Below are 17,853 nucleotides of genomic sequence, written 5' to 3' on the forward strand. Positions count from 1 at the left end.
CTTTTTTTTGGCGAACAATCGTCATTTTGGTTCAAAAAAGTTCAAATTGCTGAACAAGAATGGCTTTGTTATCGATTATTGAATCGTAGAATGCATTATCACGCGCTGGCGAATTTCGGGTGAAATGACGTATTGTCAATGGCTCTGCGATTTTGCATAATAACAATGCTTCACAGATGAGAGACGGAAGGAAGTTATGATCATGCTTGGCAAAATGAAGAGAATCTTAATAGGCAAGCCCATGAAATCGGCTGAACTGGATGGAGAAAAATTGGGGAAATGGAAGGCACTCGCCATCCTGTCCTCGGATGCCCTATCGTCCGTTGCCTACGGTACGGAACAGATTTTGCTGGTGCTCGTTGCGGCCGGATTCGCCGCCCTGTGGTACTCCGTTCCGATTTCCATCGCCGTGCTGGGATTACTCGTCATTTTAATTTTTTCATATCGCCAGACGATATTTGCTTATCCAACAGGGGGCGGCGCTTATATCGTAGCCAAGGATAACCTGGGTACAACATCCAGTCTGATTGCCGGAGGATCTCTGCTGGTCGATTATATTTTGACCGTTGCGGTAAGTTCGTCGGCAGGGACGGATGCGATTACGTCGGCTTTTCCTATGCTGCATGACTACAGTGTTGTGATTGCACTCATTATGATAGTTTTTCTAACGATTATGAATTTGCGGGGAGTAACGGAGTCAGCGTCTGTGCTGGCGATCCCGATCTATCTGTTTATTTTTTCAATTGCGGTTCTGATTATTTCGGGCGGAATCAAATTTCTTGCCGGGGGGATGGAAGCAGCTGCACCTGAATTCGGAACAAGTCTATCCCATGTGAGTATGTTTCTATTATTGAAAGCATTCAGCTCCGGTTGTTCGGCCTTGACTGGCGTGGAAGCGGTAAGTAACGCGATCCCGAACTTCAAGCAGCCTGCCGAGAAAAATGCCGCAGGTACGTTACTGCTCATGGGTTGTATATTGGGAGCCATGTTCATCGGCATCACCTTACTGGCTTATGGGTACGGAGTGAAGCCTGATCCCAAAGCAACGGTCATTTCCCAGATTGCTGAAGCAACATTTGGCAGGGGCACGATGTATTTTATCATCCAGGGTGTAACGGCACTGATCCTGTTCCTGGCAGCCAACACAGCTTATTCGGCTTTTCCGCTGTTATCCTTCATGATGGCAAAGGATAAATACATGCCGCATGCATTTATGGTCAGAGGAGACCGGCTTGGCTTCTCGAATGGTATTATTTTTCTCAGTGTGATGTCTGCGCTTCTGGTGGTTGGGTTCAAAGGAAATACGGAAAGCCTGATTCCGCTCTATGCGGTAGGGGTGTTCATTCCATTTACCCTGTCACAGCTCGGTATGATGATTCGCTGGATCAAAGTGAAGCCGTCTGGCTGGCAGATGAAGTTGCTGGTCAATACTGTCGGTATGCTGACTACATTATCGATTACCCTGATCTTTATTTTCACCAAGTTCACGCAGACATGGGTCATCTTTATCTTTTTGCCACTCGTTGTTTATGTGTTCATGCGTATTCACCGTCATTATTGCAACATCGCAGATGAGCTGCGGATTGATATTCAGGTCGATAAGCCAGCCAAGAAAGGCAATACGATAGTCATTCCTGTTGCGGGCATTACCCGGGTTGTCATGAATACGATCAGTTACGCCCAGACGATGTCGGATCACGTGGTCGCACTCTACATTGGCTTCGATGATGAGGCCATACGCAAGATGGAGCAGAAGTGGGAAGAGTGGAATCCAGGTGTTCGTCTGGTCGTGATCAAATCGAGGTATCGTAGCATTATGGGGCCGCTCAAGAAATTCATTGATACCGTAGAGTGGAAAACGGCCGAGACCGATCACATCACCATTCTAATTCCACAATTCATCACCAAGCACTGGTGGCAAAATGTACTGCACAACCAGACCAGCTTCATGATCCGGGCCTATCTGATCAATTACAAAGACGTGATTGTCACCACGGTGCCATATCATCTTAATCGTTAACTCGAACGGTTAATCGCTTCACCGGGGTTGGAAGATTTACAGATTATTGTAAAATGAGTCGCGTTTTTTAATAGACAAACGTTCATATTCCATTTACACATCAAACCGCAGGGACATCTCCAAACAGGGGAGTTCTTGCGGTTTTTTGTCATGAAATCCGGTCTGGATACCGCTTTCGAATGGATACACATTTGCGTAAAGCCCCTTGTCTATGATTAACGTTACGTTGATTCAGAAAAGATTTTGTTGTGACATTCGACTCTTACACTAGATAACGTGGTGCTGAAGTTGATGTAACATTTCACACACACTGAATGCGTGAATCAAGGGGGAAGAAAATCCGATGAGTGAGCTTGATAACCGGATCAGCTTGCCCGCCGCCGCCAAACGGCGCGTATCCGGTACGAGTGAGCGTCGTACAGCCTCGCTGCGTGTGCAGCGAATGCGGGAGAATATGCTGGCCTATGGTTTCCTGGCACCATCGCTGCTTTTGTTTGCAGTGTTTCTGTTTTACCCGATGTTTAAGTCTGTTTATCTCAGTCTGCATTCCACAGATCCGACGGGGCAGATTGCGGCTTATGTAGGACTGTATAATTTCAAGGCCGTGTTCCAATCAGGACTGTTTATGCAAGGGATGAAAGTGACGTTACTATTTGTGCTATTTACAGTGCCTACGGGTATGTTGGCTGCTCTGATTTTGGCTGCACTGACTCACAACCGGTTCAAGGGAATGCGTGTGTTCCAATTTGTATTTTCTCTGCCCGTGGTGTTATCCGTCGGTTCGTCAGCGGTGATCTGGAAGTTTCTATTCCATCCGACCCTGGGCATGCTGAATTATCTGCTTGGCAAAGTAGGTATTGATCCAATTCCTTGGCTTACCAGCCCGGATTGGGCGTTAATCTCGATCTCCATCATGACAATCTGGATGAATCTTGGGTTCAACTACATTATTCTATCCAGTGGTTTGGCGGGCATCCCGGATGAGATCTATGAAAGTGCCAAGATTGACGGCGCAGGTCCAGTACTTACTTTTCGCAAAATCTCAATGCCGCTCCTGTCACCAACATTATTTTTTGTTACGGTCGTATCGATCATTGGCGCTTTTCAATCGTTCGGTCAGATCAACATTCTAACCCGGGGTGGCCCAATGGACAGTACGAATGTTTTTGTCTATTCCATCTATCAGGAAGCCTTCGTTAATTTCCGCTTTGGTACAGGTAGTGCACAAGCCCTGATCCTGTTCGTGGTAATTATGCTGCTGACCCTGATCCAATTCAAATGGGTAGAAAGGAAAGTGCATTACCAATGAGTGCGACATGGACCAAAACGCTGTTGTATGTATTACTGACGATCTGTGCAGCACTTGTACTGTATCCGGTGATGTACACCTTTTTCATGGCCGTCATGACGCCGGAAGATGCGAGCGCTTATCCGCCGCATATCATTCCAAATTCCATCGTTTTGTCCAACTTTAGCGAAGTATTTGATATCGTTCCGATCGGCCGATTTATCGGCAATACCTTCCTTGTCGCTGGCCTAACGACGCTTGGTCAATTGATTACAGCGAGTATGGCAGCCTATGCTTTTGCGAAAATGCAGTTCAAAGGCAAAAACGTCATCTTCAGCATGTTTGTCGCAACCATGATGATTCCATGGGAAGTGACGATGATCCCCAACTATCTGACAGTTCGCAGCTGGGGCTGGCTGGATAGTTACCAGGGGCTTACCGTGCCGTTTCTGGCAACGGCGTTTGGTACATTCCTGCTAAGACAGTTCTTCATGCAGCTACCCAAGGAATTGTTCGAGGCGGCGAGGATCGACGGTTGTGGTCATATTCGCTATTTCATATCGCATGTCTTGCCTTTGTCCCGTCCGGCACTTGGAACACTGGCAATCTATTCATTCCTTAGCATGTACAATTCGTATCTCTGGCCGCTGCTGGTGACAAACACACCGGAAATGAGAACCGCACAGATCGGAATCTCGATGCTGGAGTTCCAGGAATCCACAGCGTGGAATCTGGTATTTGCCGGAACAGCCATGGTCATTCTACCATCCTTACTGTTATTGATCTTCGGGTTGAAACAGCTTGTCCGCGGAATGGCCGCAGGCGCGCTGAAGGGGTGAGAGGGGTAAGGTTTCCAACTATTAAATTGAAATTGAAGTGGAAGTGGAAGTTTTAAAGGTTTTGGATTAAACATTGTATCTTCGTACAAGGTCTACGGTTTGGTTATCAGGAGCGAATAAACAAGGCTCGTGTCTTGAAATAAGATCTTAAGAGAGAAACCACGGTAGTAGTGGAGGGGACGAAATCGATTCTGAAGAAGCAAAGCGTTTGCCTTTATACACGGATTTTCCCCTCTAAAAGGGGATATAAAAAAATCCGGGGATAACAGCAATCAGAAGAACGATTCGTAACCGTAACGGCCACGCCGTGTCAATCTCCAGATTTATTCTGAAGCGAGCCATATAAAAGGAGAGCGATTATGAACAGATTTCGGTTGAAAAAAAGAGGTACATTTGCATTAATGCTGGCTGCACTCATGTTGGTCATTTCAGCTTGCGGAACAAAAGCTGAAACAAGCAGTCCGGCAAGTGGAGCACCAGCAGAAGCGGCCGCAGCTGAAACAACACAATTGACGTGGTGGCATTCCATGTCTGGCGCTGGGGAGAAAGCCATTAACCAACTCGCTTCCGACTTTAACGCTAGCCACCCCGACATTCAGGTGAAACCCATCTATCAAGGGAAGTACGATGAGAGCTTGAACAAACTCAAAGCATCCATGGGCTCAGACAGCGGTCCAGACATTATCCAGGTCTACGAGATCGGTAGCAAGTTCATGATTGATTCGGGCATGATTACGCCAGTACAACAGTTCATCGACAAGGATCAGTTTGACCTGTCCCAACTGGAGCCAAACATCATAAGATATTACACCATCGATGGCAAATTGAACGCGATGCCGTTTAACACATCGAACCCGATCCTGTACTACAACAAGGATATGTTCAAAGCTGCAGGTCTGGACCCGGAGAACCCGCCAAAGACGTATGAAGAGTTTGAGCAAGCGGCAAAAGCATTGGCGAAAGACGGTAAGCCAGGTGCATCCATGGCGATCTACGGCTGGTTCATGGAACAATTCTTTGCGAACCAGAATGCAGATTATGTAAACAATGGAAACGGAAGAACTGAGGCAGCAACAGAGTCTCTGCTGAACTCCGAAGCTGGAGTGAAGACATTAACGTGGTGGAAAAAGATGATTGACGAGAAAACCCTCTCCAATCTGGGACGTAGCACAGACGATACAACAGCAGCATTTACCGCTCAGCAAATCGGTATGACCCTGGATTCTACGGCTGGCCTGCGTAAAATCGTAGAAGGTTCAGGTGGCAAGTTTGAACTGGGAACAGGCTTCCTGCCTCGTCCAGCGGATGCCAAAGAAGGCGGCGTTGTGGTGGGTGGAGCAAGCTTGTACATCATGAACAACAAATCCGAAGCACAACAGCAAGCGGCATGGGAGTTCATCAAGTACTTGGCTACACCAGAGGTACAAGCGAACTGGAGTGTTGCGACAGGATACTTCCCTATTACGACAGCAGCCTACAATGAGCAAGTATTAAAGGATAATATGGCGAAGTACCCGCAATTCCAGACAGCAGTCGATCAATTGCACGCTTCTGCGGATTCGACAGCAACATCCGGGGCATTAATGGGTGTATTCCCGGAAGCGAGACAACTTGTCGAAGGAGCGATTGAAACCGTCCTGAATGGACAAGGTACACCACAGGAAGCATTGGATACAGCAGCTAAACAAATTACAGACAAGATTGCGCAATATAATAGTACGGTGAAGAAATAATTTAATTCATATCAGTGTTGAATGCAGTGATTAAGCTGCATTCAATTTTTTTATTTTACTTTACTAAAAAGAAAGACTAACATTTTTTGTTAATGATTCCGAAAATAGAAGTAGGAAGCCAAAAAGGTATCCCAATAAATAGAATCATGGAGAGAAATAGACATAATAAAAATAAGAAGGAGTACAAGTGAATGAAAAGAGTAACGGTTCTAATGATGGCATTTATGTTGTTGTTTGTTTCAAGTGTTTATGCGGAGGAACTTAAAGTTAAAGATATTGAACTCATCCCTAATACTACAGTTTCGGTCGGTGGTAAGATTAATCTTAATATAGTTGTTGTGTATGATGACGAAAATTCAATACATAGCGATAACGATCCATACTACAGAAGAAATACAGGTCTTACAAAAACAGATTATACGATCAGTGAACCTCATATACTTCAAGTGCTGAGCACTGGGATGGTAAAGGTAATAGGTGTAGGTTCTTCAACAATTACTGTTAAAGTCGAAAATGTTGAAAGATCAGTTACTATTTCAGGTAGCTTGGATGAAGCAATTGATGGAGGATACATAAAAAATGGTGTGACTCTTGTTCCGATGAAAGAGGTATTCAAGGCACTGGGAGGGAGTGTTAGTTACATTGCTCAACAGGACGCCTTCGAGATTAAAGTTGGTTCTACGAAACTAACTCTCCCGAAAACGGGAACAAAAGCAACGTTAAATGGAGAGCCATTAACTCTCAAGTCCCCGCTGCTTGTTCAAAATGGCGTAACTTTGTTTCCTGCTTCTGTTCTCTCAGATGCTCTGGGTGGAACTGTGACTTATAACTCTAAAGCTAAGCAGATGCAAGTATCCATTGGTAAAGGTAAAATGACTATTAATATTGAACAACCTCAAAAACAAAACAGTGTAACAGGAACAACTCCAACAAAAGGGAAACTTTATGCTGTGCCAGCTACTGGAGATATGAAAGGGTGGAGCATTCTCAAGGGTCATCCTTACGAAAAAAGCATCCGTGTGTACTTCAAAATCAATGGGTCAAATGTACAAATATATACTAAGGATATAAGGAAGGTAGATCTGAATAAAAAAGTAACATGGACCGATTTAGAGGGGAAAAAACACACAAATACGGTAAAACAGTTGTATACTGTTTTTGGGGAATTAAGTAATGAATATACTAGTGACATACTATATAAAATGTTTGGAAAAACATATTCAGACTGGATCGGGTCAACTTCACTGAATGCAGATCGATACGTTGACCAGTACTTGGAGCAACAAGGATTAATTGAACCCTATGGAAGTAATATTACTTTGACACCAGACACAGAAGTGTATTGAAAACCGTCTGTAACATTTCGAAAAAGTGAAATTAGTATCATTTTTCATATTTTATATTATCCCACAAGAAAGTCTCTGAGAGTAATTGGAGATGTTCTTGTGGTTTTTTTTAACATTCTATTAACTCATACTGATTTTGCGCTTAATAGTTCTCTTTTATACTCAGTTAATGTGGTGATCTAAATTGATCCGTACATATCGTTTTATCATGTGAAAATGCATGTCTCAAGACTCAGTTTTTAGTGGGTTTAAAGAAATGAGTACTGTCACTAAATGTCGAATTCGTATATATATTCATTGTGAATGTTAATTTAATTGACGTTAAATAATCGTATATCTAACACTTATATAACTTTAATAGGCTTAATAACGTGTTTTTAGTTAAAAGTTAGTACTATTTATTCATTATTATAGAGATTTGCTTAGGGGATGTGATATAAGTGTTCTTTTTTCTTTCATAGATAAGAATTATTGTTTACACGAGTCTGTTATTCAGTTATCTTATATTTGAACTAATGTACATGCTGGATGAACAAATGATTGCCAAGTTGAAAACATGGGGGTAGGACGAATGAACAACAAGCAAGTGAAACGTTGGGCACAAGGGTTTCTGGTTTTCGTTCTTGTCGTTACAGGTGCGGCACCAATAGGTGGATTAAGTAGCACCGCATATGCTGATGAGGAAAGTGTAGTAGCGGAAGAGCAGCACACAAGTGATCAGGAGACATCCATACCGGATGCTGTCCCAACTGAAGAATCGTCAGACCTAGAGTCACCGAATAACGAAGATGATGATATGGATGAAACTAAAAGTGAGGAACCAGCTGAGACGGATAATGCAGAAGTGCAGGAAGCAGAAGGGACTTTAATCATATCCATTGCTGATGCACGAGTACTTGCGCCAAATACAAATGTAACCGTTTCAGGTGTCGTAACGTACAGTGAACTCTCCGGAGAATTCACGAATTATTATATCCAAGACGAAGAGGCTGGCATTGTAGTCCGAGCGAAAAATCAAGTTGACGTGGGGGATCGCATTGAAGTGTATGGTCCAATTACTCACTACAGCGGACTCGTCCAGATTGAGAAGGATAAGTCAGGTTTTACCGAAGGATACATGAAGGTCACTGAGCAAAATGTAACACTCCCCGGACCCAAAAATATGGTGTCCACAGACTTTGTCAGACCAGCAGACCAAAGTAACAAAGGTCCTGGCGAAAAGTATGAGGGAATGTTTGTCGAAGTAAGAGATATTCAGGTAACACGGGGCAGTAGTTCGACGTTTTACGCTACGGATAGCCATGGTGCTGAGATGACGATTTACGCCAAAAACTCTCCTACCGCGCTAACTGTCGGCAAAACCTACGAATATGTGCAAGGTGTTCTGACCTTCAACAGTAATTACGGATTAGAGCTTTTGCCTAGAACAGCCGCAGATGTTGTAGAAAATAGCCTGTCTGTGATGGCAAGTGTTCCATCTGGCGGGATTCCCCGAAACAATGAAGTCACATTAACCTCTCCAGCCAAGGATGCAATTGTACATTACACAACGGACAATACAGAGCCTACTTCTTCTTCCACCGTGTATAGTAGTCCAATAGTGATTGATCAAGACATCGTAATCAAAGCCGTTGCCATTCTTAATGGACAATCCAGTGCAGTGTACACCTTTACTTATCAAGTACTTCCTGATAAAGAAAACGTGCGTATCCATGATATTCAGGGCGCAGGACATACCTCTGTTTTTAACGGATACGATGTTAAGGATATCGAAGGTATAGTTACCTCCGTCAGTACAAGCAGTTTTTACATGCAAGAGCTTCCGGATGAGATGGACGGTGATCATCGGAAATCCGAAGCCATTCAGGTTTATAAACCGAGTCATGGAGTTATCGTCGGCAACCAGGTGAAGGTATCCGGCAAAGTTACGGAATATGGGGCGGTTAACGAATTAACCACCACGCAAATTACGGCGAGTACCATTGTAAGAGTGTTAGAAAAAGTCGATCTACCTGTACCTGTGAAGTTGGGTGTCAATGGACGAATCATTCCAACAGTCATTGACTCGGACTCTTTTGTAGAATTTAATCCCGAGACGGATGCTATAGATTTCTATGAAAGTCTGGAAGGCATGCGTGTTGAACTGGAAAAGCCTGAAATTATAGGTCCTTACTCCAGTCAACCGGGTCTGGCCGTTGTTGTGGATAATGGTGAGAATAATTCACTTCGCACACCTAACGGTGGTGTTATTCTGACCGATAACAAGAAAGATATGAATGAGAGTGATCTCAATCCGCAGCGTCTATTTATCGGCAAGAAACCTTCCAAAGCAGTAAAAACAGGCGATAAGTTGGATGGGAATGTAATCGGAGTAATGACATACTCTAGCGGCAATTTCAAGGTGAGTCCTGAAGGGGATTTACCAGCAGTTATCCCGGGAGAAACGAAACAAGCGACTACTTCCATTGAACAAGCGGCAGATAAACTGACCATTGCTACGTTTAATGTGGAGAACTTCAGCAAAAAAGATGCAACACGAGCCAATAAAATCGGTAAAATCATCGTGGATAATCTGAACACGCCAGACATCATTGGCATCATGGAAGTTCAGGATAACGATGGCGATGCTGACACGGGCACAACAGCGTCCAATGAGAGTTTTCAGACGCTAATTGATGCAATCAAAACGAACAACGGACCAACATATCGATATAGTGAGATTTCTCCGGAAAATAACAAGGATGGCGGGGCACCTGGTGCCAATATTCGTGTAGGGTTCCTTTATCAGCCGAACCGTATATCGTTGGCTAATGGTATCGGAAAAGGAAATGCTACGACAGCGATCACAGTCAAAGCTGACGGCAGTCTCTCCAATAATCCGGGTCGTATTGCACCGGAGGACGAGGCATTCGCCAGCTCTCGCAAACCGCTCGCAGCGGAATTCGAATTCAATGGTGAACGTGTAGTGGTGATTGCCAATCACTTCAATTCCAAAGGTGGGGACCTGAAACCTTTTGGAAGTATACAGCCTGCAACTCGAAGCAGTGAAGTTCAACGTGCGAAGCAAGCTGCATTGGTAAATGGGTTTGTGAAAGAGTTACTGAACAAAGACCCTGAGGTAAATGTCGCTGTACTCGGTGATTTCAATGACTTCCAATTCTCAAATACCTTGAACATTGTTGAAGGTAATGAACTGGACAATCTGGTAAACGAACTACCAGAGAATCAACGGTATTCCTACATCTATGATGGAAACTCTCAGACACTGGATCACATTCTGGTGAGTAAAAATCTAACTGAGACAGCAACCATCGAAGTGGTACATGTGAATGCCGATTTTGAGACAGCGGATGGACGGGTGAGCGACCATGATCCACTACTCGCACAATTAAGTATTGGAGATCCAGTGGAAGAAGGGGACTTCAACCTGCGCGTTCTTCACACGAATGATACGCATGCGCATCTGGATAACATCCCGCGCCGAGTAACGGCAATTAAGGAAGCTCGCAATGATAACACTTTGGTGCTGGATGCAGGGGACGTTTTCTCAGGCACATTGTACTTCAATCTGTTTAACGGTCTGGCTGATCTGGAGTTCATGAACATGATTGGATATGATGCCATGACTTTTGGTAACCATGAGTTTGATAAAGGTCCAAGCGTACTGAAAGCATTTATTGAGAAAGCAGAGTTCCCGTTTGTGAGTGCTAATATTGATTATTCAAAGGATGCGAGTTTGAGCGGTTTGTACAACAATAGCATCGGTAACCCGGCTGATAAAGCCGAAATCTATCCGGCGATTATTACGGAAGTGAAGGGTGAGCGAGTCGGTATTTTCGGACTGACGACACCGGACACGGTATCTCTTTCTTCACCAGGAGATGACTTGAAGTTTGCGGATTACAAGGCAAGTGCACAAGCAACTGTACAGATGCTGCAAAATGAAGGTATCAATAAAATCATTGCTTTGACTCACCTTGGCTACTCAGAGGATCTGAAATTGGCTGAAGCTGTAGAAGGGATCGATATTGTGGTAGGTGGTCATTCACACACCATTCTGAAGGAACCGATTGTTGTAGGCAGCCAGGATGAGCCGACATTGGTTGTGCAAACTGGGGAGTATGATGTCTCTCTTGGTCAATTGGATGTTACGTTTGATGAAGCAGGTATTTTGAAGAAGTGGAACGGCAAATTGCTAAGTCTGGATGCGAAAGATGCTGCCAACCAATTCATCTATGCTGATGATGTGGAAGCTGCAAACAAGTTGCAGGAATATGCGCCTCAGCTGGAACAATTCAAGAAAACGGTTATAGGTAAAACAAATGTCTTCCTGGATGGAGAACGTGGCGCTGTGCGGAAACAGGAAACCAATTTAGGAAACCTGATGACAGACGGTATGCTGGAGAAAGTGAAATCCATTGTGCAGGAAAACGACGTCAAAGGATACGTGGCGATCCAGAACGGCGGTGGCATTCGCGCTTCATTCCAGACAGGTGATATTACGCTGGGCAATCTCCTGACTGTGATGCCATTCGGTAATAACCTGTCTGCGTTGAAAATGACAGGCAAGGAAATTACAGCCGCACTGGAAAATGGTGTTAGTGGTGTGGAAACGGGAGAAGGACGTTTTCCGCAAGTAGCGGGTATGCGTTTCTACTACGATTCCACGAAACCAGGCGAGAAAATTGATGCAACGACCAATACCGTGACCCAAGTGGGTCAACGTGTGGTCAAAGTTCAGATTAAGAATGCAGATGGAACATACACGGATATTGATCCGAACGGATACTATATCGTCGCTACCAATTCATTCATGGCTAACGGTGGAGACTTCTATCGTGCTATGAGAACGGCAAAAGATGATAATCGATTCTACGAATTAAATCTGGTCGATTATGAAGTCTTCCATGAACATCTGGACCGTGTAGGTACAGTTGATCAAAAGACAGAAGGACGCAGTACCGATCTAAAAGGCACGCCACTCCCTGGGGACGGAAATGGAAGCAATCCTGGTAATGGTGGCGGGAATAATGGAAGTAATCCGGGCAGTGGTAACAGTGGTGGAGGATCTACAACACCTACTCCGACTGTAACTCCAACCACACCGACTACACCAACCAATCCTACAAACCCAACTACGCCAACCGTTCCGGGTAATGGAGGAAATCCTAATCCAACTACTCCGGTCGTAGACCTGAAGGACATCGGAAATCACTGGGCAGCTGCTGCCATTGGACAGGCCATTTCCCGGGGAATTGTGAACGGATATCAGGATGGTAATTTCCGTCCGAATGCACCAGCCACACGTGCCGAATTCATTGTTATGTTGGGAAGAGCATTTGAACTTCCAGCCAGCAACAAAGCATTGACCTTTAAGGATGCTGCTGGAATACCTGCATGGCCACAATCCTTTATTGCACAGGCAGTGGATCAAGGGATCATTAGTGGGTATACGGATGATACGTTCCGTTCATCGGGCAAAGTATCGCGGGTAGAGATGACAGTTATGCTCGTCAGAGCACTCGGCCTCCCGGTACAGTCGAATCCGACACTGAGTTTTGCGGATGCAGATAAAGTACCTGCATGGGCTGTTCCATATATCGCTGCTGCATATGATGCAGGACTGGTAAAGGGAACCGGCAAAAATAGGTTTAATCCCCTCGCTGAAGCAACACGTGCTGAAGTGGTAACCTTGTTATTGGCGGCAAGCGAGTTACAAAAGCAATAAAACGCAAGATACCAACGGTTTAGAACAGCTTGCAGAATTCCATCTGCAAGCTGTTTTTTTTACTAGGGCGTGTCTGAAAACTCCGAAGGAAGTAGATTTTGCCGAATTTTCGTTCAAAGCAAGGAAGTTTTCTGCAGGCGTGCCGGGGCACGTCAAGTGAAAGTGACGCAGCAGGGGGCGAAAAGGCGGTGAAAGATGCACTTCAGCGAGTTTTGAGATACGCCCAATTAATGCCTGTTAATTTTCACCAAGCGAAGGTATAGTAGACAGGATTATATTGAAGGAGTGTTGACGACATGCAAGAACAACCCGTTTTAATCGCGCTATTTGCCATAGCGGCAGGAATTTTTAGTTTGCTCGGTGGTATCAACAATTGGGATTGGTTTATGAAGAGTTTCAGAGCAGGGATTTTTGTGAAGACTATTGGAAGACAGGGCGCAAGAGTGGTATATGGTATTCTCGGTGTTGTCATGATTGTCATTGGTGTACTACTGTTACTGATCGGATAGATATTGGAAATAAACGAACTCACCAAGTATCATCTACATACGATGTTCATGAGCGAAGGCGAAGTAAGAGGATATGTGAGAAGAGTCAAATGGAAAAAGCGTGTGAAAGCGTAAATTAGCAGTATGCAGTATGGCCAGGATAGAATATCAAATCAAATAGCATGCCTGAAAAAATCATAGTCAAAACAAAAAGACCACCGAAAAATTTCGGTGGTCTTTTTACCAAATTCAGGTTTATCCATCTCAATCTGGTTTAATTATCTTTTAAGTCTTCTACAGAGTTGATATCCATATACGTTGGAACAACCAGACCCTGCTTGACTCCAGTCATACTGACAGCGATATCTTCGATCTTGTCTCCATATGTTTTCCAGTAGTCTCCATGTGTAAGCGGGAGCCATACGGCTGGAGAAGCATCGATATCACCTGCTGCCAAGCCTGCCCACATGGGTCCAGCTTCAACTTGTAGTGCTTTGACGGTGTAACCGAGATCTGTCTCCAGCACATACTTCATCAGGTTGGTACTCGCAATTTCAGAGTCCCATGCAACATAACCGAGACGCAAATTGTCACCTTTAACAGGGGTTAACCCTTTGGTCCACTCTTCAATTTGGTCCGGATGTTTTTCTGCATAAGTCTTGGCAGCTTCTTCAGGCGAAACGCCCTTTTGAATGTCTACCATGATTTCACTCATTTGATCCGCAGTCCAATTAAAACGAGAGAAGAACTCATAGGCAACGGGATGATCTTCTTTGATTCCCTTACGTCCAACCGTGTGAACTTCCTCTGCATCGCCGAAAATCAAGTCGGGGTCGTCCAGATACTTCAGATCATACTGATTGAACATCCAGTGTGGAGTCCAACCCGTAACGATGATTGGTTCTTCATTTTTATAAGCTTTGTCCAGCGATGCAGTCATCGCGGCTCCAGAGCCTTCAATCAGATTCCAGTTAGACAAATCATAATGCTTAATGGCGTTTGCAGTGGCCTTCATCAGACCTGCACCTGGATCAATACCAACAATCTGGTGATTAACCTCTTCGCCCACATTAGCACTTGCCGATGGAGTGGAAGAAGCGGCACCTGTCTCCAGATCTGCAATCGAATTGACTTCAGTCATGTAACTAGGAACCACGAGTCCTGTACGTACACCTGTCATATTGGCCCCCAGATCGTCTACCTGGTCTTTGTAACGTTCCCAGTAGTCAGCGTGTGTCAATGGCAGCCAAGCTGCTGGAGAGGCATCTACGTCGCCTGAGGCAACACCCGTCCACATTGGTCCGGCTTCGACTTGCAGAGCGTTAACTTTATAACCCAATTCGTTTTCCATCACATATTTCAGCAAGTTCGTACTTGCGATTTCGGAATCCCAAGCCACATAGCTTAGTTTGAATGCATCACCGTTCACTGGAGTCAGACCTTTGGTCCACTCAGCAATCTGATCGGCATGTTTCTCAGCATAAGCTTTAGCTGCTTCTTCTGCGGATGTGCCACCCTGGATAGCAGTCATCATTTCACCCATTTCATCCGAGGTCCATTGGAAACGGGACAGGAATTCAAACGCAACAGGGTGATCTTCTTTCAGACCTTTACGGGCGATGGTATGAATTTCTTCAGCATCACCGAAAGATTTCTCAGGGTCTTCCAGATATTTTAGATCATATTTGTTGAACATCCAGTGTGGAGTCCAACCTGTAATAATGATTGGATCTTCATTTTTGATCGCTTTGTCCAGCGTGGCCGTCATGGCTGCACCAGAGCCTTCAATCAGAGTCCAGTCAGTCAATTTATAGTCTTCGATCGCTTTTGCAGCGGACTTCATGATACCAGCCCCTGGATCGATACCAATAATCTGATAGTTCACTTCTTGACCTACAGCATTGGCTGCTGAATTGTTGCCACCAGCGGAAGTTGTGCCACCAACGAAGTATTGTGAGAAACCAGCTACAAGCACAAGGAATGTTGCCGCAGCAGTGATCCATGCTTTTTGCTTTGATGTAATGCTTGAGTTCTTTTTGCGACCTGGCATAAAAACATTTTGTGTAAAACGGTCCAGAACAATCGCGAGTACAACAACGGCCAGACCGGCTTCAAAACCTTTACCGATTTGCAGTTGTGTTACGGCACGATAGACTTCCGCACCAATACCTTGTGCACCAATCATGGATGCAATAACAACCATGGACAGTGACAGCATGATGGTCTGATTAATACCGGACATCACGGTAGGCAAAGCGAGTGGAAGTTGTACTTTGAACAACTTTTGCATGGAAGTTGAGCCGAATGCATCAGCTGCTTCAACCAATTCGCCAGATACCTGTCTGATACCCAGGTGAGTCAGACGAATCGTTGGCGGAATCGCAAATATAACAGACGCGATAACACCTGGAACGACACCTAGACTAAAGAATGTAACCGCAGGCAGCAAGTAGACAAATGCAGGCATCGTCTGCATGAAGTCAAGCAGCGGTGTAATGATCCGCGCCGCAGTTTTACTGTATGCGAGCCAGATTCCGACAGGTACACCAAGCAGGATCGAAACCAATCCTGAAGTGATAACCAGACCGAGTGTGTCCATCGATTGGGACCAGTATCCCAAGTTATCTACGAGCAAGAACCCGATAACCGTAAATAGTGTCAGTGGGAGTCGTCCTACGAGGAACGCAAGAACACCCAATATGGCAATGAACAGGAGTGGATGGGGCAGCAAGAACAGCCCGGAGAAATATCCGACAACCGCTTGAATAACGGTGGAAATTACATTAAACAATCCGGAGAGCGAGGAGCTCATCCAGTCAACTATGGATTCAATCCACGACGCTAGTGGTATTTTGGGAATCATTCACAAGTTCCTCCTTTACTGCAACTTCACCGCTAAGTGCACCCAGCAGGGCACCGCGGACGATAACACCTTGCAGACGGCCATTCTCACCAACAACAGCGAGAGGCACATGGGCTGAACTTACAATTTCGAACAATTCATGAATCAGGGTCTCAGGCGACACAGTAGGCCCGTCCGTGATCAGAATGTCTTTTAATACTTTGTTTTCACGCATCGCACGAGAAGCGTCTTCTGCTGTAATGACACCAAGCAGCTTCTTCGAACGGTCAATGACAAACAGGTTGGAAACGCCACTTTCGCGCATTAATTCGAGGGCAACACGAGGTCCGCGGTCAAGCGTGATTGTTTCAGGGCGACGCATTACGTGAGATGCTGTAAGGACCTTGGACAGATCCACGTCTTCGACGAAGCGGGCCACATATGAGTTGGCCGGTTGAATCATGATTTCTTCCGGTGTACCGATCTGCACAACTGCGCCGTCTTTCATGAGGGCAATACGATCGCCGATGCGCAGCGCTTCGTCCAAGTCATGGGTAATGAAAATAATCGTCTTTTTCATTTTATCCTGAAGCTCGATCAACTCATCCTGCATATCACGACGAATCAATGGATCAAGTGCACTGAAAGCTTCATCCATCAGTAGTACTTCCGGGTCATTGGCAAGTGCACGCGCCAAGCCGACACGTTGCTGCATCCCGCCACTGAGTTCATCTGGCATTTTGTCTTCCCAGCCCTTAAGGCCAACCAGCTCAAGTGAGGTTTTTGCCTTCTCCCGGCGTACTTCCTTATCTACTTTTTGTATTTCCAATCCATACTCCACATTATCAAGAACGGTACGGTGCGGGAATAACGCAAACTTCTGGAAGACCATGCTAATCGTTTTCCGGCGCACTTCGCGCAATTGTTCTTTGTTCATCTTGCGTAGATCCTTACCATGGACCAGAATTTCTCCGGATGTTGGTTCAATCAGACGATTGAACATCCGAACCAGTGTGGATTTACCACTCCCGGACAGTCCCATAATAACGAAAATCTCGCCTTCCTTAATGTCCATGTTGACCCGGTTGACACCAACCGTTATCTGTTTTTCTTTGGCCAACTTTTCTTTACCCCAACCTTGCTCCAGTAATTGCAGACCTTGCTCGGTTTGGGGTCCAAACAATTTACTTACGTTTTTCACTTCAAGTATGGTCATGTTTTCACCCCTTCTGATGTGTTGTGCACTTCGAACGGCTTTCAGCATCCATAAGCCCATACACTTATGCGCCCAGCCACGAAATCCGGTAGTTGTTGCTTCGCTTCCCGTCTTTCTGGGTAACGAGTTTAATACTAACAATACTTAACCAGTATATCAACCGAATAAACAGTACATAATGTTTGTACAGTAAAAACTGTACAAAGTTTTTCGTCCAAATACTCCGTCATTCTCCTTATTCTGGCTAATAAGGCAGCTTTACATTTGACATTGCTTTTCCTACAATAGAAAATGAGCTGAATTGAAGCTGAATTTTTTGGTTAAAAGATAGTCATAGGCAATTGTAGCCTGGT

The 17,853-nt window shown here is 45.0% G+C and carries 9 protein-coding genes; 7 read left to right on the plus strand and 2 right to left on the minus strand.

Going from position 1 to position 17,853, the window contains the following annotated elements:
* Positions 1 to 202 precede the first annotated feature (202 nt).
* From ACE04G_RS11905 to ACE04G_RS11935, 7 genes are all read left to right on the plus strand, one after another.
* On the plus strand, positions 203 to 2,020 hold the full coding sequence (locus ACE04G_RS11905) for an APC family permease (RefSeq protein ID WP_036669004.1): 1,818 nt from the start codon (positions 203 to 205) through the stop codon (positions 2,018 to 2,020).
* Between the two features lie 343 nt (positions 2,021 to 2,363).
* Positions 2,364 to 3,329: a carbohydrate ABC transporter permease gene (locus ACE04G_RS11910; protein ID WP_221819150.1), complete on the plus strand. Its 966-nt coding sequence runs from the start codon at positions 2,364 to 2,366 to the stop codon at positions 3,327 to 3,329.
* A complete protein-coding gene (locus ACE04G_RS11915; protein ID WP_221819151.1) occupies positions 3,326 to 4,147 on the plus strand; it encodes a carbohydrate ABC transporter permease in 822 nt (273 codons plus the stop codon). Before ACE04G_RS11910 ends, ACE04G_RS11915 begins: the two co-directional genes overlap by 4 nt.
* 359 nt (positions 4,148 to 4,506) lie before the next feature.
* On the plus strand, positions 4,507 to 5,880 hold the full coding sequence (locus ACE04G_RS11920) for an ABC transporter substrate-binding protein (RefSeq protein WP_221819152.1): 1,374 nt from the start codon (positions 4,507 to 4,509) through the stop codon (positions 5,878 to 5,880).
* A 191-nt stretch (positions 5,881 to 6,071) separates the two neighbouring features.
* Positions 6,072 to 7,226 (plus strand): copper amine oxidase N-terminal domain-containing protein, encoded by a 1,155-nt coding sequence (locus tag ACE04G_RS11925; protein ID WP_221819153.1) that lies wholly within the window; start codon positions 6,072 to 6,074, stop codon positions 7,224 to 7,226.
* A gap of 571 nt (positions 7,227 to 7,797) precedes the next feature.
* Complete coding sequence (locus tag ACE04G_RS11930) at positions 7,798 to 12,954, plus strand: 5'-nucleotidase C-terminal domain-containing protein (protein WP_449004266.1); 5,157 nt, start codon at positions 7,798 to 7,800, stop codon at positions 12,952 to 12,954.
* A gap of 296 nt (positions 12,955 to 13,250) precedes the next feature.
* Entirely contained in the window at positions 13,251 to 13,463 is a 213-nt protein-coding gene (locus ACE04G_RS11935; protein ID WP_076216916.1) for an immunity 17 family protein, read from the plus strand.
* Between the two features lie 253 nt (positions 13,464 to 13,716).
* On the opposite strand, the gene ACE04G_RS11940 is transcribed toward ACE04G_RS11935, so the two are convergent.
* Positions 13,717 to 16,305 carry a glycine betaine ABC transporter substrate-binding protein gene (locus tag ACE04G_RS11940; RefSeq protein WP_221819155.1) on the minus strand — a complete coding sequence of 863 codons (2,589 nt, stop codon included), beginning with the start codon at positions 16,303 to 16,305 and terminating at the stop codon, positions 13,717 to 13,719.
* Positions 16,271 to 17,500, minus strand: a complete 1,230-nt coding sequence (locus ACE04G_RS11945) for a quaternary amine ABC transporter ATP-binding protein (protein WP_105597692.1) — start codon at positions 17,498 to 17,500, stop codon at positions 16,271 to 16,273. Before ACE04G_RS11945 ends, ACE04G_RS11940 begins: the two co-directional genes overlap by 35 nt.
* Positions 17,501 to 17,853 lie beyond the last annotated feature (353 nt).

Source organism: Paenibacillus sp. AGC31, from assembly GCF_057334655.1.

Excerpts from the sequence above, each read along its gene's own strand:
- ACE04G_RS11905 (WP_036669004.1), top strand. The coding sequence starts at position 203 with ATGCTTGGCAAAATGAAGAGAATCTTAATAGGCAAGCCCATGAAATCG.
- ACE04G_RS11910 (WP_221819150.1), top strand. The coding sequence starts at position 2,364 with ATGAGTGAGCTTGATAACCGGATCAGCTTGCCCGCCGCCGCCAAACGG.
- ACE04G_RS11915 (WP_221819151.1), top strand. The coding sequence starts at position 3,326 with ATGAGTGCGACATGGACCAAAACGCTGTTGTATGTATTACTGACGATC.
- ACE04G_RS11920 (WP_221819152.1), top strand. The coding sequence starts at position 4,507 with ATGAACAGATTTCGGTTGAAAAAAAGAGGTACATTTGCATTAATGCTG.
- ACE04G_RS11925 (WP_221819153.1), top strand. The coding sequence starts at position 6,072 with ATGAAAAGAGTAACGGTTCTAATGATGGCATTTATGTTGTTGTTTGTT.
- ACE04G_RS11930 (WP_449004266.1), top strand. The coding sequence starts at position 7,798 with ATGAACAACAAGCAAGTGAAACGTTGGGCACAAGGGTTTCTGGTTTTC.
- ACE04G_RS11935 (WP_076216916.1), top strand. The coding sequence starts at position 13,251 with ATGCAAGAACAACCCGTTTTAATCGCGCTATTTGCCATAGCGGCAGGA.
- ACE04G_RS11940 (WP_221819155.1), bottom strand. The coding sequence starts at position 16,305 with ATGATTCCCAAAATACCACTAGCGTCGTGGATTGAATCCATAGTTGAC.
- ACE04G_RS11945 (WP_105597692.1), bottom strand. The coding sequence starts at position 17,500 with ATGACCATACTTGAAGTGAAAAACGTAAGTAAATTGTTTGGACCCCAA.